The 21971-nt window shown below is 54.1% G+C and carries 16 protein-coding genes and 2 pseudogenes; 14 read left to right on the forward strand and 4 right to left on the reverse strand.

The genetic code is table 11. The features are described 5' to 3' along the window. Positions 1 to 91: 91 nt before the first annotated feature. A pseudogene (locus tag HNR64_RS16455) lies at positions 92 to 1138 on the forward strand (transposase); the annotation flags it as partial. Positions 1139 to 1336: 198 nt separating this feature from the next. On the opposite strand, the gene istB reads toward HNR64_RS16455, so the two are convergent. After that, complete coding sequence (istB, locus tag HNR64_RS16460) at positions 1337 to 2083, reverse strand: IS21-like element helper ATPase IstB (RefSeq protein WP_204997496.1); 747 nt, start codon at positions 2081 to 2083, stop codon at positions 1337 to 1339. Between the two features lie 32 nt (positions 2084 to 2115). Then, a pseudogene (gene istA / locus HNR64_RS16465) lies at positions 2116 to 3670 on the reverse strand (IS21 family transposase). A 742-nt stretch (positions 3671 to 4412) separates the two neighbouring features. On the opposite strand from istA, the gene HNR64_RS16470 reads away from it, so the two are divergent. From HNR64_RS16470 to cueR, 10 genes are all read left to right on the forward strand, one after another. After that, positions 4413 to 4793 carry a BlaI/MecI/CopY family transcriptional regulator gene (locus tag HNR64_RS16470; protein ID WP_204997497.1) on the forward strand — a complete coding sequence of 127 codons (381 nt, stop codon included), beginning with the start codon at positions 4413 to 4415 and terminating at the stop codon, positions 4791 to 4793. A gap of 5 nt (positions 4794 to 4798) precedes the next feature. Next, positions 4799 to 5743, forward strand: coding sequence for a M56 family metallopeptidase (locus HNR64_RS16475; RefSeq protein WP_204997498.1), 945 nt, complete (start codon positions 4799 to 4801; stop codon positions 5741 to 5743). A 216-nt stretch (positions 5744 to 5959) separates the two neighbouring features. Continuing rightward, positions 5960 to 7126: a TolC family protein gene (locus tag HNR64_RS16480; protein ID WP_204997499.1), complete on the forward strand. Its 1167-nt coding sequence runs from the start codon at positions 5960 to 5962 to the stop codon at positions 7124 to 7126. Between the two features lie 18 nt (positions 7127 to 7144). Next, a complete protein-coding gene (locus HNR64_RS16485; protein ID WP_204997500.1) occupies positions 7145 to 8386 on the forward strand; it encodes an efflux RND transporter periplasmic adaptor subunit in 1242 nt (413 codons plus the stop codon). A 21-nt stretch (positions 8387 to 8407) separates the two neighbouring features. After that, the gene (locus HNR64_RS16490) at positions 8408 to 11545 is read left to right on the forward strand and encodes an efflux RND transporter permease subunit (protein WP_204997501.1); all 3138 of its coding nucleotides are present in this window, start codon (positions 8408 to 8410) and stop codon (positions 11543 to 11545) included. 19 nt (positions 11546 to 11564) lie between these two features. Then, positions 11565 to 12473 carry a HupE/UreJ family protein gene (locus HNR64_RS16495; RefSeq protein WP_204997502.1) on the forward strand — a complete coding sequence of 303 codons (909 nt, stop codon included), beginning with the start codon at positions 11565 to 11567 and terminating at the stop codon, positions 12471 to 12473. A 25-nt stretch (positions 12474 to 12498) separates the two neighbouring features. After that, positions 12499 to 12852: a DUF6488 family protein gene (locus tag HNR64_RS16500; RefSeq protein WP_204997503.1), complete on the forward strand. Its 354-nt coding sequence runs from the start codon at positions 12499 to 12501 to the stop codon at positions 12850 to 12852. Between the two features lie 2 nt (positions 12853 to 12854). After that, positions 12855 to 13103, forward strand: a complete 249-nt coding sequence (locus HNR64_RS16505) for a hypothetical protein (RefSeq protein WP_204997504.1) — start codon at positions 12855 to 12857, stop codon at positions 13101 to 13103. Between the two features lie 339 nt (positions 13104 to 13442). After that, positions 13443 to 15986: a heavy metal translocating P-type ATPase gene (locus tag HNR64_RS16510; RefSeq protein WP_203985610.1), complete on the forward strand. Its 2544-nt coding sequence runs from the start codon at positions 13443 to 13445 to the stop codon at positions 15984 to 15986. A 54-nt stretch (positions 15987 to 16040) separates the two neighbouring features. Beyond that, a complete protein-coding gene (gene cueR / locus HNR64_RS16515) occupies positions 16041 to 16538 on the forward strand; it encodes a Cu(I)-responsive transcriptional regulator (RefSeq protein ID WP_204997505.1) in 498 nt (165 codons plus the stop codon). Positions 16539 to 16581: 43 nt separating this feature from the next. On the opposite strand, the gene HNR64_RS16520 is transcribed toward cueR, so the two are convergent. After that, positions 16582 to 16785: a heavy-metal-associated domain-containing protein gene (locus HNR64_RS16520; RefSeq protein WP_063977589.1), complete on the reverse strand. Its 204-nt coding sequence runs from the start codon at positions 16783 to 16785 to the stop codon at positions 16582 to 16584. Between the two features lie 241 nt (positions 16786 to 17026). Between HNR64_RS16520 and HNR64_RS16525 the strand changes: the two genes are divergently transcribed. The 3 genes from HNR64_RS16525 to HNR64_RS16535 all read left to right on the forward strand — a co-directional run bounded on the left by HNR64_RS16525 (position 17027) and on the right by HNR64_RS16535 (position 20434). Continuing rightward, complete coding sequence (locus HNR64_RS16525; RefSeq protein ID WP_204997506.1) at positions 17027 to 18178, forward strand: MFS transporter; 1152 nt, start codon at positions 17027 to 17029, stop codon at positions 18176 to 18178. A gap of 114 nt (positions 18179 to 18292) precedes the next feature. Further along, a complete protein-coding gene (locus tag HNR64_RS16530) occupies positions 18293 to 19582 on the forward strand; it encodes an ISL3-like element ISPpu12 family transposase (RefSeq protein ID WP_159373550.1) in 1290 nt (429 codons plus the stop codon). A gap of 231 nt (positions 19583 to 19813) precedes the next feature. Then, complete coding sequence (locus HNR64_RS16535; protein WP_204997507.1) at positions 19814 to 20434, forward strand: beta/alpha barrel domain-containing protein; 621 nt, start codon at positions 19814 to 19816, stop codon at positions 20432 to 20434. Here the strand turns inward: HNR64_RS16535 and HNR64_RS16540 are convergent. Then, positions 20421 to 21971 (reverse strand): Tn3 family transposase (locus HNR64_RS16540; protein ID WP_204997508.1); only part of this gene is annotated, 1551 nt, incomplete at its 5' end. The two genes, HNR64_RS16535 and HNR64_RS16540, sit on opposite strands and share 14 nt — an antisense overlap.

The raw sequence follows: 21971 nt of genomic DNA on the forward strand, positions 1-21971 counted from the left end.
GCGCTTGATGCTGATCTGATCGACGGGGAACATTGGCGAAAGCACAAATATACGCTGCTACAACAGAGCCAACTGACCAATTTGGCTGAGAAGCCGCAAACAGGTAGCTTGGCTCAACTTCAAGCGTACCACCGTTGAGCGTCTGGATAAGGCCATATTCAAAGTCAGCAATGCGTACAAGAAATTTAATCTGATTGAGTGCTGGGGATCGGGGAACAGCGTATCGGCAGACGGAAAATTGTGGGATCTGTACGAGGATAATCTGCTATCAGAATACCATCTGCGATACGGTCGGTTTGGCGGCATTGCTTATTACCACGTATCCGATACCTACATTGCGCTGTTCAGTCACTTCATTCCGTGCGGGGTATATGAGGCGATCTATATTCTGGATGGGTTACTGAATAATGAGTCCGACTTTAAGCCGGACACTGTGTATGGTGACACCCAAGCCCAATCAACACCGGTATTCGGGCTGGCATATTTGCTGGGCATCAAATTGATGCCGCGCATTCGTAACATCAAGGATTTGAATTTCTATAAGCCAGATCGCAATATGGTGCTCCAGCACATTCAGTCCCTGTTTCATGAGCCGATTCAGTGGGACCGCATCGAGAAGTACTATCCCGACATGCTGCGGACAGCAATGTCGATCAAAGCGGGCAAGATCACAGCCTCAACCATCCTGCGGCGCTTCGGTACCAAAAACCGCAAGAACAAACTGTATTTTGCGTTTCGTGAGCTGGGCCGGGTGGTGAGGACGATGTTTCTGCTGGAGTACATCACCGATCTGGAACTGCGCAAAACGATTCAGGCAGCCACCTGCAAAAGCGAGGAGTTCAACGAGTTTGCGCGCTGGTTGTTCTTTGCCAACGGCGGAAAGATAGCGTCCAACCTAAAGCACGAGCAGGGGAAGATAGTTAAGTTCAACCACCTGCTCGCTAACCTGGCTATTCTTTACAACGTCAATGCAATGACCACGGCGTTCAACGATCTGCGTGCGGAAGGGCACGATATCAGGCGGGACCACATGGCCAAGTTCTCTCCGTACCACACGGCACATCTGGGCAGATTGGGTAGTTTTGAGCTGGATCTGGATAAGGAAGTGAAGCCGATGCGGGTTAAATTGGAAATCTAATAAAGCCAATTATTTCATATGGTTATGTGGGAAGTGGCTAAATCCAACACTTTTACCGGCCGGACCTCTAGATGGCGGGGCTTCCAGAGCACTTTGTCGTTTTTGTGCGGATTTTTGTAACTGTGAACACAGAATTTTGCGAAGCGTGAACACCTGCACCCTTCCTTCTCGCAGGCTCGGTAATTTAACCTGAAGTGTTCACGCTTGGTCAACTTCTGCCTGCTTTTTACGCATGGATTCCCCTTGGAGTTGCAGTTTAGTGGCATTGTGAAGCAGGCGATCGAGGATAGCGTCAGCTAGTGTCGGATCACCTATGGCTTCGTGCCAGTGCGCCACAGGAAGTTGACTGGTGATGAGCGTTGCCCCTCGGCCGTGTCGGTCTTCCATAATCTCCAACAAGTCATTACGCTGCTGTTGAGTCAGCACATCCAGCCCCCAGTCATCAATGATAAGCAGCTGAGTTTTGGCCAGTTGAGCCAGTAGTTTGCCGAAGCTGCCGTCGCCGTGAGCAACTGTCAGTGCTTCGAACAGGCGACTGGAACGGAAGTAGCGCACGGAGATGCCATGCTCACAGGCTGTTCGCCCAAGAGCGCACGCCAGGAAGGTTTTACCCGTACCCGTCGCACCTTCGATCAGAAGATTACGGTGATGCCCGATCCAATCGAACTGTAGCAACTGCGCCAGGGTGTCTTTATGCAGTCCGCGACGAGCACGATAATCAATGTCCGCTGGATGTGCATTCAGCCGCAGCTTGGCTTGCTTCAGTAGCCGGGTTATTTTGCGGTTGTCTCGGCTGGTTGATTCGCTATTCACAAGCAAGCTCAGACGATCGAAGAAGCTCAGGTCTTCATAAGTTGTCGGTTGATCCAGTTGCATTGATAGCGCTTCAGCCATCCCGGTGAGGCGCAGGCTGTGCAGTTGTTGCAGTATGTTTTGAGGGTTCATAACGTATTCCTTTGGGATTGTGGATGTTTGATTTAGTGGTAGTAATCACTGCCGCGCACGTTGTCGTGCATCAGGGGTAATGTGCTCTTAGGTTCAGTTTCAGCGCTGTCGATAGGCACCTTGTCCATGCTGTTGCTGAGGATCGAAGCAATGTTTTTGTAGTGCATGCCGCCAATGTGCGTGGCCCGATGACAAGCCGCTTCAAGGCGATCCTTACCGTATTTCTTACTGAGGCTCAGAAGGCCGAGGCAGGCCCGATATCCATGCTCTGGATGCCTCCGACTTTCCAACTGATGCTGGATAACCACCTGGGTGTGCTGACCGATACTCGCCGCCCAACTCAAGAAGCGCTGAGGCGACCATTCCTGATGTTTGAGGTGGGCTTTTGCCATGTGTTTTGGGTCGGTGGTATGGCCTCCTGCCCGATGTGACCGGGGGTGAACGGCTACCTGCTGCCCCTGATGGAAGACCGCCAGCATCGTGTCTCCTGCATGCACCATCACTTCCTCCTTCACTAGCTGATAAGGCACTGAGTAGTAATGGCGGTCATACTCAACGTGGTAGTCCAGGTGAACACGAGCCTTCTTAACGTGCCGGTATTCATAGGCGGTGGCAGGAAGAGGTTTCAGTACCGGCTGATCGAGTTGTTCGAACTGACTCAGGCGAGAACCAGGCCGCTTTTTAAAGGGGCGGCGATTCAGGTCATCCAGCAGCAACCTGATGGCCTGATTCAGCGAAGCCAGGGTGTAAAACGTCTGCTTTCTCAGGCGCATCATGATCCAGCGCTCAACCACCTGAACCCCAACCTCTGCCTTGGATTTATCCTTGGGCTTGTAAGGACGGGCCGGCACAACCGCAACACCGTAATGCTCAGCCATTTGCTGGTAAGTGGGATTGAGGTCCGGGTCGTAACGACAGGCTTTACTGACGGCACTTTTCAGATTGTCGGGCACCACCACCTCCGGTAAACCGCCATAAAATTCAAAGGCCCGGACATGGGAGCCCACCCAGTCTGGTAGCGTTTGTGACCAGGTGGCTTCGGCGTAGGTGTACGAGCTGGCCCCCAGCACGGCAACAAACACCTGGGCCTCGCGCACTTCACCGGTATCAGGATTGATCACCTGCATGGTTGGCCCGCAGTAATCCACAAACAGCTTTTTCACCAACCCGGTGCTGCTGGCGCATGGAGAGCTTCTGCTTGCTCCGCCAGCGTTTGAACAGCACCGTAAAGCGCGAGTAGCTGTAGTGGTTGTCGGGATTTGTTTGAGCGTACTCCTCCCAGAGCAGCTGGCGTGTCATGCCTTTTTGCTTCAGTTCCTGCTCTATTGCTACAAAGTCAGGTTCCATCATCTCGGACAAGGCTTTTCCGGTGCGTCCTGGCTGCAATCGGGCTTCCAGCTCCTTATCGCTCATACCTTCAGGCAGCGGCCATCCAAGGCCAGCCGCTTCAGCCCGTTGCAGGTATTTTGAGATGACGCCGATGGACAAGCTCAGGCACAGAGCGATTTGCCGCAGGGATAGCTGCGCCTCGTACTTCAGACGCAGGATTTCTTTCAGTTTGATCATAGTGACCCTCGTGGTAGTCATGGGTGCTCCCTGTGGCTAATGGATAGGCAAAGGGAGCGGAGGTTACGGACATGGCCGTAGCCTGCAAGAGGGGGGGGTAAATAAACGGTGTAACTCTACGACAGAGAAATTTTGCTTACCGTGAACACCGAATTTTGCCTGACGGCAAAAGTGTTCACGGTTAAACAAAATTCAGTGTTCACAGTTGAGAAAATTTGGTGTTCACGGTTGGGGAAAATGGGTGTTCACGGTAGGCAAAAATACGCATTTTGGACGGAAAATCCCTAGAACCCCTAAGTGAGTGAGCGAAGCGAGGGAGTCTGAACGGGTGAGGAAGCGCGAAGCCTTGCACTTGCCAGGCGCGAGGGGCAGCGCCCCTTAGCAAGATTTAGCTGATTTTCTAGTAGCTGCTCAGCCGCCTGGAGGGCGGAAGCGTTAGGGAGTGAGAGGGCGGCAGTTCCGCGTAGCGGAATGAGCGATTAGCGAACCCGGAAACGACTGGCCAACGCCCAATACTATTCCAGTGTTTTCGATTAAATGTGGCGAAATGTCGAGCACGAAAACCGCTGCCCTTGTTGGTTATATTTATTGGGCTGAGATGGCCAGATTGGCTTTTATGAATGTTAGATAACGAGCTTATTTGATGTGATTTATACTCATAATTCTAGTCAGACTTTAGGATGTGAGATAAAACCTATTGACGGTCGGTTTTATATGAGCAATAATCGTCCGCATATCCAAGCATTAATTTGAAGGTTGTTCTGTGAATCTGGGAGAACTCGAAAAAGCGGCTTTACAGTATTTCTGGAGCCATGAAGAAGCGGATGCCAAGCAGGTGCATGCCTACTTTGAGACGAAGCGGGGCGGGTCTTTGAATACGATTCAGAGCACACTGGATCGCCTGTTTAAAAAAGGCCTGCTCAAGCGGGAAAAGCAGGGCTATGCCTATGTGTACCGCCAAGCCATGAGCAAAGACGCTTTTATCGGCGAGCTGGTTGCGGATGTGACCAAGGATTTCTTCAAGCCTACCGAGAATGCCCTGCACGCGGCGTTTACCTCCATGTCATCCAGCCTCTCCGATGATGAACTGTCGGAGCTGGAAACTCTGATTGAACAACAACGCAATAATGCCCGCTCGGAGTAGCTAGCGTGATCATTGGTGGCCTGGCTCTGTTTCTTAATTTTTTTGCTGTGGCGACGCTCGCTTTCTTTTTTGGCGTGGCAGCGGTTAGTGCTGTCGGCTTATTTCGTACTCCCTGGCAATCTATCGATGCCAGCGGTCGGCGCCGGTTGCTATGGTTGGCGGTGTCTACCCCTTGGCTACTTGCCTTGGGGGTATCCGTCTTCTTCCTTTTGTCACTCTCGGTTGATGTGTCCTGGGTCGGGCAGTTGATGCACTGGCATCACGTCAACGCGTTTAATTTTTATAGCTGGCATGCTTATCCCTCCCTGTTGCTGTTACTGATATTTGTTGCTGTCGCGGTCAAGACCTATCGCAGTGCAGCCACTCACCTTAGGGCTTATGGCTTGCTGAAGCTGGCGCTGAATGATGAGCAATTACTGGAGAGCAAGGTGCCCCAGGCTTTTTCGGCGGGTTTTCTGGTGCCTGAAGTATTTATCAGCACCGGCTTGATTGATCAGCTGGAGAAGAACGAACTCCAGATTGTGCAGCAGCATGAGCAAGCCCACGTCGAACGCAGAGATTCCCTGAAAAAGCTTGTATTCAGCTTTCTATCTTCATTCTTTCCCTCGCGTGTTGCGCAGCCGATGCGCAAGGCGATGTCATTGTGTATGGAGCAGTGTGCCGATGAATGTGCGGTGTCTCAGGGGACGAACCGGGCTGATGTGGCTATGACATTACTGAAAGTTACCAAACTGATGCGGGCCTACGGCGCGACTGGGGATATGGCCTCTCTGAAGTGCGCCTTTGGTGACAGTGAGGTTAAGGCGCGGGTAGCGTACCTGATGCTGGCTCAACCGGCCCGCAGCGTACCGTTAGTGTTGATGATGGCGCTGCTCAGTGTCATTGCCTTATTGTGTTTGCTCAGCGTGGATAGTGTTCACCACGTCATCGAGACTCTGTTTACTCACTAGGAATACCTTATGAAGAAACCACCTATTCTGCCATTTTTAAAACCGATTGTTAGTCGGTTTTATCGAGTGGTGCTGCCGGTACTCAAAGTACCTTTTTTTTCGCCTAAGAAACCGATTGCGGGTCGGTTTTATGTGAGAGGTAGGATATCAATCAGTACGATGCTCTGCGCGTTGATAGTTTGGCTCCCGGTATCTGCGCAGGCACAAACCGAGCGCATGGCGTCTATCACCATGCAGGACGCGCTCACGAAAACGCTGCTGCAACACCCGGAGTTACCCGGTTATCGCGAGCTGCTGAAAAGCGCTGATGGTTATATCCAGCAGGCGGGCATCGGGGAGCGACCGGAATTGAGTTTCGTTGTCGAAGATGCTTTTGGTTCTGGTGATTTCAATGGCATCGACAATGCCCAGTCCACCTTGAGCTTGAGCTGGCTGCTAGAGGGGGAGTTGCTGGACAAACGGACCCTCGCTGCTCGCAGTCAAAAAAATACCTTTATCGCGCAACAGGAAGTCAAACGCCTAGACATCGCGGCGGAAACAGCCCGCTACTATCTGGCCGCGTTGTTCTTCCAGAAAAAGAAACAGCTGGAACTTGACGCGATTACCCAGCTTGAACGTGTGCAAAGCGAAGTAGCCAAGCGGGTGAAGGCTGGCGCGGCTCCGCATGCAGATTTATATCGCGCACAAGCTAACCTGTCAGAGAAAAAACTGGTACTCAATGACGTCGGCTATGAGATCGACTCCGCCATCCAGAATCTGGCTGCCCAATGGGGCGAGTTCCAGCCGGACTTCGCCACTGTTCAGGGCAGTTTGGATGTGCCGGACCAACCAGTGAACTTGTTTGCCATTCGTGAGCGCTTGGCGCAGAACCCCAATATCCAGCTGTTCTTGAGTGAGGAACGACTGGCCCAATCGAAGATTGATATTGCGAAGGCTGAAGCTAAGGCACTGTGGCGCGTCAACGCGGGGGTGCGCCGTTATGAGGCCACTAATGACTACGGCGTGGTGGCAGGTTTTAGCGTTCCATTGGGCAGTCGCGACAGGAACAAAGGCAAGGTGAGTGCTTTGTCGGCCCAGCAGGCCGTCTCTCGGGCTAACGCCGAGGCAATGCGTATCCGCATGGAGGCCCAACTGGCCAACTATGTGCGTTCCTTCGAGCGTTATCAGGATTCTGAAGCGGCGCTTAAGCAGGACATTATTCCGCGCATTGAGCGTGCTCTAAAGGAGGCGGAGAAGGCCTACAAGCTGGGCAAGTACAGCTTTGAAGAATGGAGCTCGGCCCAGCGGGAACTTCTTGCAGCCCAGGCTGCCTTGCTTGACCTGCAATTCAAGGCCCACCTGAACCGTGTCGAAATCGAGCGCCTGGCCGGTGTGGCCATCTGAGTCTGAGGAGAAATTTTAATGAAACGATTAATTCAACCCGGTGTTGCCATAGCCCTGTCTCTGATTGTGACAGGCACTGTGATGTCAGCGCCAGCCTATGCCGTCGAAAACCAAGAAGCGGCGGCTTATGAAGAAGTGGAAAAGGGGCCGAACAATGGCCGCATGCTGAGACAGGACGGCTTTGCCATTGAGCTGGCCATTTTTGAAGACGGCGTGCCGCCGGAGTTTCGGGTCTGGGCCACTATGAACGGTCAGGCCCTGAGCCCTGATGATGTCAAGGTTCGGGTGGTGCTCAAGCGCCTCGGTGATGTGAATGACCGGATCGGTTTCTACCGCCAGGAGGGTTATCTGCGCGGTGACATGGCCATCTATGAACCCCACTCCTTCGCGGTGGAACTGAATGCCGACTATCAGGGCAAGACTTACCGCTGGGCCTATGACAATTTTGAGGGCCGGGTGGATATTAAGGATGACATCGCCGCAGCTAACGGTATCGAAACGGCGAAAGCCGGTCCGGGCACCATTCACCAGACAATCACCGCTTATGGTGAGTTGATCAATCCGGTTGAAAACACACGCGACATTGTGGCGCGCTTTGCCGGTGTTGTTAAGAAAGTTCATGTCAAGCTGGGTAGCCAGGTGAAGAAAGGCGATTCACTGGTAACCATTGAAAGCAACCAGGGCTTGAATGCCTACACCATTAAAGCACCGATTGACGGCGTGGTATCCGGCCGTTATGTCAGCGCCGGAGAGCAAACTGACGGGCAGACCTTGCTGCGCCTGATCAACAATCGAGAACTAGTTGCCGAAATTTATGTATTTCCACAGGACCGCTCGAAAGTTCGGATGGGTAGTCCGGTGGTGCTGGAAGTCGACGGCGTTGAACAACCGGCTGAAGGTGTCATTAGCTACATCGGGGCAGAAATCATCGAGGGGCGGGGCTTTCCGGTACGGATAGCGATTGATAACGCTGCGGGCGTATTCAGCCCAGGCGCTTTTGTTCACGGCCGTATTACGGTTGCCCGTTACGATGTTTCGCTATCGGTCAAACGCGATGGCATCCAGGCCTTCCGCGATTTCCAGGTGGTTTACGCCAAAGTGGGTGAAACCTATGAAGTTCGCATGCTGGAACTCGGCGCGCAGGCCGGTGAATGGGCCGAAGTGCTGGGCGGGCTTGAGACCGGTACCGAGTACGTGACCAGCAACAGCTATGTCATCAAGGCCGACATCGACAAGTCCGGCGCTTCCCACGATCACTAATCCCACGACCACGAGGTTCTTATGTTAGACATGATACTGCGGTCATCGCTGAATGGCCGCACGCTGATAATGGTCGCGGTACTTTTTCTGTGCGCATTGGGGGCCTGGAATTTTACCCGCCTGCCGATTGATGCGGTGCCGGATATTACCAATGTCCAAGTGGTGATCAACACCGAGGCGTCCGGTTATACCCCGCTTGAAGTCGAGCAACGGGTCACTTTTCCGATTGAAACCGCGATGGCCGGATTGCCGAATCTCGAATACACGCGTTCGGTGTCCCGCTATGGCCTGTCCCAGGTAACGATCATCTTCAGTGACGATACCGATATTTATTTTGCCCGCCAGTTAGTCAATGAACGTCTATCGACGGCCAAGGCTAAGCTGCCTAGTTCAATGGACCCGGAGTTGGGGCCGATTGCTACGGGGTTGGGTGAGATCTTTATGTTCACCGTCGATGCCGAACCCGGTGCAACCAAGGAAGACGGTTCATTGATCACGCCTACCGATTTGCGGACCGCTCACGACTGGATTATCCGTCCACAGCTACTGCGAGTACCCGGTGTGGTCGAAGTCAACCCAATCGGTGGCTTTAAGCGTGAAATCCAGGTGGCTATCAAGCCGGAAAAGCTGCTGTTTTATCAGGTTACCCAACAGGAATTGATCGCGGCGATTGCCGAGAACAATGAAAACCGTGGTGTCGGTTTTGTGGAGAAAAAAGGTGCTCAGCTGTTGCTACGGGTACCGGGGCAGGCCGGTAGCCTGGAGGCAATCGGCAATATCCTGGTGCGTACATTTGATGCGGTGCCGGTGCGGGTGAAAGACCTGGCCGATGTTCAAGAAGGACAGGAGCTGCGCTCCGGTGCTGCCACCCAAAACGGCCGCGAGGTGGTGATGAGCACCGTCTTTATGCTGGTGGGTGAAAACAGTCGCACCGTCGCCAAAGGTGTGGCGGAAAAACTGCAGGCCGTTAATGCCAGTCTGCCGGAAGGCATTGTGGCAACGGCGGTTTATGACCGTACCAAGCTGGTGGACAAGACCTTAACAACCGTGCAGACCAACCTGCTGGAAGGTGCGCTGCTGGTTATTGTGATCCTGTTCTTCCTGCTGGGCAACGTGCGCGCGGCACTGCTGACCGCAGCGGTTATCCCCATCGCCATGCTGATGACCATCACTGGCATGGTGCAGACGCGCGTCAGCGCTAACCTGATGAGCTTGGGGGCGCTGGACTTCGGTCTGCTGGTCGATGGTGCCATTATCATTGTTGAAAACTGTCTGCGGCGTCTGGGTATAGAGGCTAAAAGCGGCCGATCTATGTCTTTGTCTGAGCGGCTCGAAGTTGTTTATAGCGCCACTAAGGAAGTGATCAGACCAGCGCTGTTCGGTGTATTTATTATCACCGCCGTGTACCTGCCTATCTTCTCGCTGACCGGTGTGGAAGGGAAGATGTTCCACCCGATGGCGCTTACCGTAGTCATTGCACTGAGCTGCGCCATGTTGCTGTCGATTACCTTTGTACCGGCGGCTATTGCCTTCCTATTCAAGGAACCGGTGGAAGAGAAGGAAAACAAAGCTTTTAACGCCTTGCAGAATGCTTATGAGGGCTTGCTGCTGAAATCCATCAAGGCCCGCGGTTTAGTGGTCGCTGTAGCTGCGGTGTTGGTGCTGATCTCAGGCTGGGGTGCAACCCGTTTGGGTAGTGAGTTTGTGCCCAACCTTGATGAGGGCGATATTGCCATGCACGCCCTGCGGATACCCGGCACCTCGTTGTCGCAGTCGATTGAGTTCCAGCGCGTGTTGGAGGAGAGGATCAAGGAACTGCCGGAAGTCGAGCGGGTATTCGCCAAGATGGGTACCGCTGATGTGGCTACCGATGCTGTTCCCCCCAGCGTGGCGGATAACTTTATCATTCTCAAGCCCCGCTCTGAGTGGCCGGACTCCGGCAAGCCGAAGGCGGAGATTGTTAAAGAGCTTGATGCATTGGTCAGCGACATACCCGGTAACCGCTATGAGTTCCTGCAACCGATCCAGATGCGTTTTAACGAACTGCTGTCAGGTGTTCGTGCAGAGCTGGCGATCAAGGTGTTTGGTGATGAGCTCGACAGGCTGGCGGAAGTCGGCGGCGCTATCGAAGAGGCCATTGCTGACGTCGAGGGTATTGTGGATATCCAGGTGGAGCAGACCAAGGGCCTGCCATTCCTGACAATAGTGCCGCGCAGTGATGAGATGGCGCACTACAAAGTCACACTGCGTTCTTTGCAGGATCAGCTGGCAGTTGCTATCGGCGGTCAGGTGTCGAGCCTGTTCTACGAAGGTGATCGCAGTTTTGACATTACCGTCAGATTGCCCGAGCAACGTCGCAGTGACCTCGACAGCCTTGGCTCGCTACCGATACAAGTTAGCGGCGAACGCTATGTGCCCCTGAATGAACTGGTCGACTTTGAATACGTGGACGGCCTCAACCAGGTCAACCGCGAAAATGGCAAGCGCCGTGTGGTGGTTACTGCCAATGTTCGTGGTCGTGACCTGGGCTCCTTTGTGGAAGATGTGCAGGCAGCTGTTAACAGTCGTGTGGATATTCCGGCCGGTTATTGGGTGGAGTACGGCGGCACCTACCAAAGCCTGCAATCGGCGTCCAATCGCCTGATGGTGGTGGTGCCAGCAACGTTGGTGATGATTGTCGGCCTGTTGCTGTTGGCGCTGCGCTCTTTCAAGGATGCCATGGTGATCTTCACCGGTATTCCGCTGGCGCTGACCGGTGGTGTATTGGCGCTGGCCTTGAGGGATATTCCGTTCTCTATCTCGGCGGCGGTTGGCTTTATCGCGCTGTCGGGTATCGCCATTCTCAACGGGCTGGTGATGGTGTCCTTTATCCGTGAGTTGATTAAGGACGGCATGGGCATCGACGAGGCAATCGTCAGCGGCGCTTTAACCCGTCTGCGCCCGGTTATTACCACCGCGCTGGTAGCTTCGCTGGGTTTTGTGCCGATGGCCTTGAATACCGGCATAGGCTCCGAAGTGCAACGACCGCTGGCCACGGTGGTCATCGGCGGTGTGATTTCATCAACCTTGCTAACCCTGTTTGTATTGCCAGCGCTGTACCGCATATTGCAGCGCCCCGAAAAAATTGTTTCTCAACCTGAAACCCCCGTTACTCAATAATTGGAGGATTAAACGCCTTATGTATAAGTTGTTATTAGTCGCCGTTGCCGTTCTGGCCAGCACTCTGGCCTTCGGGCACGGCATGTCGGCGGAAGATCAAGCCAGAGCGCTGAACGCCAGTTACTTCGAGTTTGTAGAACTCGGTGCTATCCATATGATCACCGGCTATGACCACCTGCTGTTCCTGTTTGGGGTGATGTTCTTTCTGACCCGGTTCACCGAGATCGTCAAGTTCATCACCGCCTTCACCATTGGCCATTCGATCACGCTGGTGTTTGCAACCCTGGCAGGTATTAAGATCAATTACTTTTTGATCGATGCTGTGATTGCACTGACGGTGTGTTACAAGGCCTTCGATAATCTGGATGGTTTCAAGCGCTACCTGAAAACCCAACCGCCCAGCTTGCTCTGGATGGTGTTCGGTTTCGGATTGATTCACGGCTTTGGTTTGTCAACTCGCCTGCAGCAGTTGCCACTGGGTGCGGAAGGGCTGGTTGGCAAGATCCTGGCCTTCAATGTTGGTGTCGAGCTGGGCCAGATCGCCGCACTGGCCATCATGCTGGTCGTCCTATCTGCCTGGCGCACGCGCAAGAGTTTCACCCGATTTGCCGCAGCGTCTAATGTTGGCCTGATGGCGACCGGCCTGTTCCTGCTGATATTCCAACTGCATGGTTATATGCACAGCAAATACCCGGATGATTTCCCGCTCAACAAGGACGATCACTCCCATGTACATGAGGATATGGCGGAGTTGGATTATCCGAATCGTCCGGCAGCACTAAAAAAATTGTTGGACACGGGAACAGGTAAGAAACCGAATGTGCCGACTGCCAGTGCAACTACTGATACCAACACAGCTATTGATATCAATCCAGCTCGGGATAAGACCCAACACAGTCACGACGGTAACTCTTATCACAGCCACTGAATGATACGTCAACAGGAGAAATTCAATGAAGCTATACAAAACCGTACTGATTCTATTTTTGATGTCAGCCTCTTCCCTGGGGATGGCCCACGGCGGGGGTCACAAACAAGTGAGTGAAGATCAGGTTGTCGAGATTGCCCAGCGAGCCCTCGGGCAGCTGTCGTCGGTGGAGCATGGCCTGGCTATCGGCAAACTGAAACCGACCTGGGCAAAGCTTGATGCAAGCAATATCGAAATCGTTGAACGCGGTCGCGGCTACTTTGTCGTCAAGGCCTATAACCCGCAGGAGAGTGACACCACTTACATGCTGATCTCCGCTGCGGGTGAACTGTACGACGTTAACGATACGGGCAAGTTTTCCGGTGTGAATAAGGAGTAGTTATGGAGGCGATAATCAAGGTCTTTGCCGCCGCACTCATTATTGCGTTTACCTCTTGGTTATCTGGAAAGAAACCTGAGTTGGCAGGCTTTATTATCGCCCTTCCCATGGTTTCTATCCTGGCACTGCTGTTTTCCTACCTAGAGCATCGAAGCGCTGACACGTCCATCACCCTGGCCAAGAGTGTGATGGTGGGGGTACCTGTGTCCTACCTGTTCTTTATGCCTTTCTTTTTTGGGTATTCGGATTAGCTGGTTGATTTTCTCTTTGGCGTGCAATCACAGATTACACTTTCCCAACGGAAAAACTGGTTGGCGAGGCCTGGAACAAATGCGTAAGGATTGTGGTACTAGAGAATTCATCGCGCATCCTTCTGTCTACCTCGAACGCTCCCTTAGCGCGAATTTGTCCGATGTGCCACTGACTGCTGACAACACTCGTATGGAGTTTTCAACCTAAACCCGGATTCGATGTTCCCGTAAGTACTGGGTGTGGTAACTATGCATCAGGAAATTTAGCGCTTGACCCTCCCACAATAGGAAGGTTTATCTTTCTGGAATATCATCAGGAGATGCTTGTGGAGAAGACGAATGATGCATACTCAAGACAAATTGAATCCGTCGGCTGTGACGGTGACAAGCTTTCCCATCGAAGGTATGAGTTGCGCTTCCTGCGTCGGGCGCGTGGAGGCTGAACTCAAGAAGGTCGAGGGCGTTGACACTGTTACGGTGAACCTGGTGACCGAACGTGCCGATATCCAGTCCGCTTCGCCACTCGACCGCGGATCACTCATCAACGCTATCGAGAAAGCTGGCTATTCGGTGCCAGCTGAGACCACAGAGCTTTCCATCGAAGGTATGACCTGCGCGTCCTGTGTCGGTCGCGTCGAAAAGGCGCTCAAGGCTGTGCCCGGCGTCACCAGTGCCGTTGTCAACCTTGCGACTGAAAGAGCCACGATCCAGGGCAGCGCCGATGCGACCGCCTTGGTGACGGCTATCGAGAACGCGGGATATGATGCCAGGGTAATCGCGGCTGCTACGGGTAGCCGTCGGGGCGAGACCGATGAGCGCACCGAGAAGAAGGACGCGGAACGCCGTGGACTGACACGTGATTTCACGATTGCAGCGGTGTTGACCGTGCCTGTCTTCATTCTGGAGATGGGCTCACACCTCATTCCTGGCATGCACGACCTGATTGCCTCAACGATCGGCATGGAGACGAATTGGTATCTCCAGTTCGTGTTGACAACCATCGTTCTGTTCGTGCCGGGCATCCGCTTTTACCACAAGGGGTTTCCGGCCCTCGGGCGGCTTGCCCCCGACATGAACTCCCTGGTCGCGGTCGGCACCATGGCAGCCTATGGCTATTCGCTCGTGGCGACCTTCGCGCCGGGGCTCCTGCCCGACGGAGCCGTCAACGTCTACTTTGAGGCCGCCGCTGTTATCGTCACTCTCATCCTGCTCGGCCGGTTGCTGGAGGCTCGCGCCAAGGGACGCACCTCCGAGGCGATCAAGCGTCTTGTCGGGCTTCAGGCCAAAATGGCACGGGTGCGTCGGGACGATAAGTCGATCGAACTGCCGATCGACTCCGTCTTGTCGGGAGATATCGTCGAGGTTCGTCCCGGCGATCGCATTCCGGTGGATGGCGAACTCATCGAAGGCGAAAGCTATGTCGATGAATCGATGATCACGGGAGAACCGATCCCCGTCTCCAAGAAGCACGGCAGCGAGGTCGTGGCCGGAACGGTGAACCAGAAAGGCGCATTCGCCATCCGTGCGACGGCTGTCGGCGGCAACACCGTTCTGTCGCAGATCATCCGCATGGTGGAAGAAGCGCAGGGGTCGAAGCTGCCAATCCAGGCGCTGGTCGACAAGGTGACGATGTATTTCGTGCCTGCGGTGTTTGTGGCAGCGATTCTCACCTTCGGGACATGGATGTGGTTCGGCCCGTCGCCCGCGCTCACTTTCGCGCTGGTCAACGCCGTCGCGGTGCTGATCATCGCCTGCCCTTGCGCCATGGGGCTGGCCACACCGACCTCGATCATGGTCGGCACTGGCCGCGGTGCCGAGCTGGGCGTGCTCTTCCGCAAGGGTGAAGCACTCCAGTTGTTGAAAGATGCCAAGGTCGTTGCCGTTGACAAGACGGGCACGTTGACGGAAGGCAAACCCGCTCTCACCGATCTGGAATTGGCCACCGGATTCGAGCACGTAGACGTGTTGGCTCTGGTCGCGGCCATCGAGGCCAAATCCGAACACCCGATCGCCCGTGCGATCGTGAACGCCGCCGCCGCGGAGAACATCTCACTGCCGGACGTGTCGAACTTCGAATCGGTGACGGGTTTTGGCGTGAAGGCTGAGGCCGGTGGCAAGCGGGTCGAGATAGGTGCTGACCGCTACATGAGCGAACTCGGTCACGACGTGGCGGCGTTCTCCAAGGTCGCCAAACGCCTCGGCGACGAGGGTAAGTCTCCGCTCTATGCTGCGATAGAGGGCAAGCTTGCGGCGATTATCGCCGTTGCTGACCCGATCAAGGAAACGACGCCTGCTGCCATCAAGGCCCTGCACGATCTCGGGCTCAAGGTCGCGATGATCACCGGCGACAACGTCCACACGGCCAAGGCCATCGCGGCGCGACTCGGGATCGACGAGGTGGTGGCGGAAGTGCTACCGGACGGCAAGGTCGACGCGGTGCGCCGCCTTAAGGGAGAGCACGGCAAGGTGGCGTTCGTCGGTGATGGCATCAACGACGCTCCCGCTCTGGCCGAAGCGGATGTAGGTCTTGCCATTGGCACAGGTACGGACATTGCCATTGAAGCGGCTGATGTGGTGCTGATGTCGGGTAACCTGCAAGGTGTGCCAAAGGCGATCGCCTTGTCGAAGGCAACCATCGACAACATCCGACAAAATCTGTTCTGGGCGTTTGCCTACAACACGGCTTTGATTCCGGTCGCGGCAGGTGTGCTCTATCCGGCCTACGACATCCTGCTTTCGCCCGTCTTCGCTGCCGGCGCCATGGCACTGTCGTCGGTGTTTGTACTCGGCAATGCACTGAGGTTGCGTCATTTCCGCTCACCCATGGGGACGGACGACAACGACGTGTCGCAGAGACAGGTGGAATTTGCACAAGCGAAATAAGGACAACCGAGCCTGCCACAGTGCAGGCTTGATGTTATCTGGAGAGGCATGGCTATGAATATTGGAAAGGCAGCGGAGGCATCGGGTGTATCGGCGAAGATGATCCGCTACTACGAATCGATCGGCTTGATTCCGGAAGCGTTGCGAACCGAAGCTGGATACAGGGATTACTCGGACAAGGATGTGCAAACCCTGCGCTTCATCCGGCGCGCACGGGATCTCGGGTTTTCGGTGGCGCAGATGAATGAACTGGTTGCGCTCTGGCGCGACCGGGGTCGTGCGAGCGCCGACGTCAAACGTCTTGCGCTTGAGCATGTCGCGGAGCTTGAGCTCAAGGCGCGCAAACTCCAGGAAATGAGCCGTGCACTCAAGCACCTGGCGGAAAACTGCCAGGGCGACGCTCGGCCGGACTGCCCGATTATCAGCGGTCTGGCCGGGGATGGCGTAGTGAAAGGAACGCCTAAGGGTGAGCGAGAACTTAATTCCACGCGCTTCGGGGCTATCGGGATTGAACCCAATTGCACGCAACGTCGCGGGAAAGAGAAGCGCTGACGCGTCTACTTCAGAAGCGGCGTCCTTGCCCTGACCTGAATGATTACCCGGCAAGGTGCTGATTATCGTACCCAGCCTCGCGGATGGCATCACTGATACGCGCCTCATTGACCTGGCTGCGCACGGTGACCTCGGCGTGTTCTATATCTGTAGATACTTCCGCCTGTGGGTCGATACTTTTAATGGCTTTTTCGACGGCGGATGTGCAGTGGCCACAGGTCATGCCGTTAACGTTGAATCGATACATATCGAACTCCTTCACAGAATCAGAGAATTGAGGAACCTGATCGTCCCAGCGACCAATCTAGTCTTTCCAACGCTGGTAAGGTCAACTGCGGAGCCTCAGACTTTGATTTGTCGAGTGCTCTGTGCCGACGGGCTGCCAAATGCACGGCTATTGATAAGACCTGGCCGATGCCGACAGTCTCTCTGTGCAAGGCATGCAAACGCAGCCTTGACCTTCCAACCATTGGAACGATTACCCTTTTGTGAAAAGTCAGCGCAACCGGTGTTCGGTAATCGCACTAAACACAAAGGAGTTAATCGATGTCCACAGAATCCCCTTCTCACTCAGGCAGACCAGAGCGCCCACTCGGTCTGGCCTTGGCATTATTGCTGGATTGATTCTTGGAGGATTTCTGACAGGCCTGCTTGGCTGGCGTTGGGCGTTCTTCATCAATGTACCCATCGGTTTGGCGGTGCTCGCTGGTTCGAGAACACTTGTCGAAGCGGAATTGCACAAGGGACGCCCCGACCTGACGGGAGCGCTTTCCAGCATCATCGGCATGGCAGCACTCGTCTATGGAATTACCCGTGGTGGTGAACATGGCTGGACCGATGGCATTACGCTCATTGCATTCGCCACTACGGCTATCCTGCTGCCGCTGTTCTTGGTTTTACAGTCGCGCAGCAGTGATCCACTTTTGCCGCTCCGCTTGTTCAAGGATCGCAACCGATCCGATTCGTACCTGGCCATGCTGCTGCTGGGCTTCGGCCCCATGGGCATGATCTATTTGCTGACGCTCTATTTGCAGCACATCCTCAGCTATAGCCCGACCCTGACCGCCATGGCGTTTCTGCCCTTTGGGGTGGGTATCATCATTGGTGCTGTTGTCAGTTCAAAGCTTGTCATGCGCTTTACGCCGCGCGAGGTCTCAGCTCCGGCTGCGCTGGTCGCTAGCGCTGCATTGTTCTGGCTTTCGACCATCGGGCAACAACTCGACTATAGCTGGCACTTCATGCCAGCCGCCTTCCTCACCGCCTTCGGTTTCGTGGGAGCGGTCATTGCGCTGGCATTGACGGCCGTGAAGGGTGTGCAAGCACAGGAGACCGGCATCGCATCGGCGTTGTTCAACGCGTCGCAACAGATTGGTGTTGCGTTGGGGCTGGCTATCCTTTCGAGCATTTCTGTCTCCGTCACGGCCAGTCGGATGCCCGAGGCATTTGCTTCTCTGTATCGCGGTCGGGAAGTCGGCGATGCCGAACTGGTGCAGTCAGCCGGTGATGCGCTGATTCAGGGTTATGGCTTGGGACTTGCGGCGAGCGGGGTTGCTCTTGGCATCGCAGCCATCATCGTGGCCGTACTTGTCAACGCCAGGAAAGGACAGGTTTCCACACTTGGCGATAGTCCCTTGCATTGACCGGTTCTTCTTCCCTTTACGGCGCAGTCTGCCAAACCCGTACTGCGCCACACTGATGATTAATGGGAATCTGTCGCAATAGCTATGGAGCTTCCACCATGAGGAGAACACCGCATGACCGAAATGCCCGACAACATCCTGCACCTGCCTAAGTACCAGGTGCTGGGCTGCAAATCCACCGACGACGAAATGCACTTTCAGGTGGACGTGCCCGATCCCATTGCCTGCGAGGAATGCGGCGTGCAGGGTGAGTTCGTGCGGTTCGGCAAGCGTGATGTTCCCTATCGTGATCTGCCCATCCACGGCAAGCGGGTCACTCTCTGGGTGGTCCGCCGCCGATACACCTGCCGGGCCTGCAAGACAACATTCAGGCCCCAGCTACCGGAGATGGTGGACGGATTCCGTATGACACTGCGGCTGCATGAGTACGTGGAGAAGGAATCCTTCAACCACCCCTACACCTTTGTGGCGGCACAGACCGGCCTGGACGAGAAGACGGTGCGCGACATCTTCAACGCCCGCGCCGAGTTCCTGGGGCGCTGGCACCGCTTCGAGACGCCCCGCATCCTGGGCATTGACGAGCTATACCTGAACAAGCGCTACCGCTGCATTCTGACCAACATTGAGGAGCGAACCCTGCTCGACCTGCTGGCCACCCGCCGCCAGGACGTGGTGACCAACTACCTGATGAAGCTGAAAGACCGGCAGAAGGTCGAGATCGTCAGCATGGACATGTGGAACCCCTACCGGGCAGCGGTCAAGGCTGTGCTGCCCCAGGCCCGTATCGTGGTCGATAAGTTCCATGTGGTGCGCATGGCCAACGATGCCCTAGAGAGAGTGCGCAAGGGCCTCAGAAAGGAGCTGAAACCGTCCCAGAGCCGGACTCTCAAGGGAGACCGGAAAATCCTGCTGAAACGCGCTCACGAAGTCTCAGACCGGGAGCGCCTCATCATGGAGACCTGGACAGGCGCGTTCCCGCAACTGCTGGCCGCCTACGAGCACAAGGAGCGCTTCTACGGCATCTGGGACGCCACCACACGGCTCCAGGCAGAAGCCGCCCTGGACGAGTGGATAGCCACCATCCCGAAGGGCCAAAAGGAAGTCTGGAGCGATCTGGTCAGGGCAGTGGGAAACTGGCGCGAAGAGACCATGACCTACTTCGAGACGGACATGCCCGTCACCAACGCTTACACGGAGTCCATCAACCGACTGGCCAAGGACAAGAACCGTGAAGGGCGCGGTTACTCCTTCGAGGTGATGCGGGCACGAATGCTGTACACCACGAAGCACAAGAAGAAGCCCCCGACTGCAAAGGTCTCTCCGTTCCACAAGAAAACCATCGGTTACGGACTGCCGGACTTCGCAGAGGAACTCAACTACGGGGTCGATCTATCAACCATCTGAGGGTGGTATCAGGTTGGTGGGGTGAAGATGCCCCATCAACCATTAAATCCGTATACCCCTTTTTTGCAGAGAAATTCGGTTGGGGTTTTTGGGTGCCTTATATCACAGGGCTCGGTTTGCTTGGTATCGGTTACCTCCTACATAGCTACATTATGAACCTTATCGGCTAGTGGGTGTGTGTCATGGGAGGTACGCATTATTTTTTATTTGTCGCATTGATGTAGAGCCACTATGAAACGCTATCTAATAGCTACGTCTATTTTAGAAAATGACATCCTGAGAATTGCGGATGAGGTCGATCAAGTCCTCATGGCGGGAGTCGATGTTATTCACATAGAAAGTAATTGTATTGATTCTCGATCTATAGGCTGCAAAATCTCTAGGGCATTGCGAGACCACGGAGTTAAATGTCCGATTGATATACACTTAATCGGAGAGACATCATCAGAGTTGATTGAGTCCTATGTGAAGGCCGGTGCTACAAGTATAACGATATGCCCAGAAACCGTAGCCAGTATCGATCAGTCGCTAATTCAGATTAAAGATGCTGATTGTAATGCCGGATTAGCGCTTCCTTATCCCTTTATTCTGTCCGAATATAGCCACTATCTGGATTCAATTGATCAGCTACTTTTTCTGTTAGGTGATAAAGAGTTGATGTCGGATGTACTCATTGATATCGCGAATGTAGACAGTATCCGTAATAAAACTAACGATAGGTTTCGCGTGCAAGCTAAAGGTGGTATTACAGCGTCCAATGTAGGGGTTCTAGGGGTTTTCCGTCCAAAAACGACAAAGTGCTCTGGAAGCCCCGCCATCTATGGCCTCCAGAGGGGTATTACTTTTCGCTGACGGGTAAATATCCCTCGATTGAGCACATCAGCTCCTCCAGATCTGGCAATTTTTCACCCAATTCGAAGTTGTAAGTCCCCTTGAAGTTGATGTTATGCCAAGCCACAGGGGATGCCTGTTTGACGATTCCTGTTCGTTTGGTGTCTCCGTGGTATTCGAAGCTGGTCAGCAGCTGGCTGAGTATCCTGGAGTTGAAATAGATTATGGCATTGGTGACCAAACGAGCGCATTCGTTCCATAGCTGGATTTCTTCGTCTGAACTGCCTCGGAATTGATCGCTATTGATGTTACTCACGGCCCGGCGCAATTGGTGATAGGCCTCTCCACGGTTTAGTGCGCGCTGAACATAAGTTCGTAAGCTGGCATCATCGATGTAGCACAGTAGATAGTTCGCTTTCACCAGGCGGTTGTATTCCGTCAGGGCTTCCAGTAACGGATGGTTGTGCTTGTAGCCCGAGAGCTTTCTTACCAATGTTGCTTGGGTTGTTTTCCGCTGTTTAAGCGATACTGCAATGCGTTGAATGGTATCCCAGTGCTGTGCAATCCGATGCGTATTAATAGGCTTTTTCAAGCGCAGCTGTATTCTATGCTCTTTGTCTTCCTTGACATCAAACATGTCATTGATCACTTTACCAACCTGGGCATAGCGCGGGGCAAACTGGTATCCGAACAGATCCAGCAATGCGAAGTTCACATGGTTCACCCCATGGGTATCGGTCGAGAGCACCTCCGGAATGAGGTCTGATGTATTGCTCATCAGCAAATCGAAAATGTAGTGCGATTCATGCTCGTTGGCGCCGATTACCCTCGCATTAATAGCAGCGTGATTGGCGATTAGGGTCATGGCAGAAACACCTTTTTGTGTGCCGAAGTACTTTGACGAGTAACGGGTTTTGAAGGTCTCGCGCCGGGCTTCGAACTTTTGGCCGTCGGCACTGGCGTGGATCACATCCTCCTGGATATTGTAGTAGCGGAAGATAGGTAGCTTTGCTGTCGCGTTATTGATGTTGTCGTTGGCAGCATTCAAGGTCTCCAAACGTAGATAGTTTGCCTGGATGGTGCTGAGCTGATCATAGGTACGATCAGAGATCTGCGCCATACCGTATATGCCTTGATTGGTGGCATTGCCGACCAGAATAGCCAACAGGTCATATTCATGCGCATGGCTTCTGGATTGAGAACCCAGCACATGTGCGAAGCAGTTAATGAACCCCGTGTCACGATCCACCATACGCAGTACATCCGCGACACCCGTTGTGGGGATTTGCTGGAAGAAGGGATTATTGACCAGATGATGTTTGCTAGCTGAAGGTAAGCGCCAGAAGTGTCTACCCTGCGGATTACGCAAAATAATATTCCGGTTGTCTTCATGTTCAAGATATTCGCCAACTTCGTACAGGCGGGTTTCCAATTCAATGGCCATTTGCTTGATCAGTTTTTCAGGCTTCTCAGCCAAATTGGTCAGTTGGCTCTGTTGTAGCAGCGTATATTTGTGCTTTCGCCAATGTTCCCCGTCGATCAGATCAGCATCAAGCGC

The organism is Spongiibacter marinus (assembly GCF_016906995.1).
In the GTDB taxonomy this organism is placed as follows: domain Bacteria; phylum Pseudomonadota; class Gammaproteobacteria; order Pseudomonadales; family Spongiibacteraceae; genus Spongiibacter; species Spongiibacter marinus.

Bases quoted from the DNA above. Each gene is read 5' to 3' on its own strand.
- HNR64_RS16505 (WP_204997504.1), top strand. From the start codon at position 12,855: ATGGAGGCGATAATCAAGGTCTTTGCCGCCGCACTCATTATTGCGTTT.
- HNR64_RS16490 (WP_204997501.1), top strand. From the start codon at position 8,408: ATGTTAGACATGATACTGCGGTCATCGCTGAATGGCCGCACGCTGATA.
- HNR64_RS16485 (WP_204997500.1), top strand. From the start codon at position 7,145: ATGAAACGATTAATTCAACCCGGTGTTGCCATAGCCCTGTCTCTGATT.
- HNR64_RS16535 (WP_204997507.1), top strand. From the start codon at position 19,814: ATGAAACGCTATCTAATAGCTACGTCTATTTTAGAAAATGACATCCTG.
- istB (WP_204997496.1), bottom strand. From the start codon at position 2,083: ATGAACCCTCAAAACATACTGCAACAACTGCACAGCCTGCGCCTCACC.
- HNR64_RS16530 (WP_159373550.1), top strand. From the start codon at position 18,293: ATGACCGAAATGCCCGACAACATCCTGCACCTGCCTAAGTACCAGGTG.
- HNR64_RS16480 (WP_204997499.1), top strand. From the start codon at position 5,960: ATGGCGTCTATCACCATGCAGGACGCGCTCACGAAAACGCTGCTGCAA.
- HNR64_RS16495 (WP_204997502.1), top strand. From the start codon at position 11,565: ATGTATAAGTTGTTATTAGTCGCCGTTGCCGTTCTGGCCAGCACTCTG.
- HNR64_RS16500 (WP_204997503.1), top strand. From the start codon at position 12,499: ATGAAGCTATACAAAACCGTACTGATTCTATTTTTGATGTCAGCCTCT.
- HNR64_RS16510 (WP_203985610.1), top strand. From the start codon at position 13,443: ATGATGCATACTCAAGACAAATTGAATCCGTCGGCTGTGACGGTGACA.
- HNR64_RS16520 (WP_063977589.1), bottom strand. From the start codon at position 16,785: ATGTATCGATTCAACGTTAACGGCATGACCTGTGGCCACTGCACATCC.
- cueR (WP_204997505.1), top strand. From the start codon at position 16,041: ATGAATATTGGAAAGGCAGCGGAGGCATCGGGTGTATCGGCGAAGATG.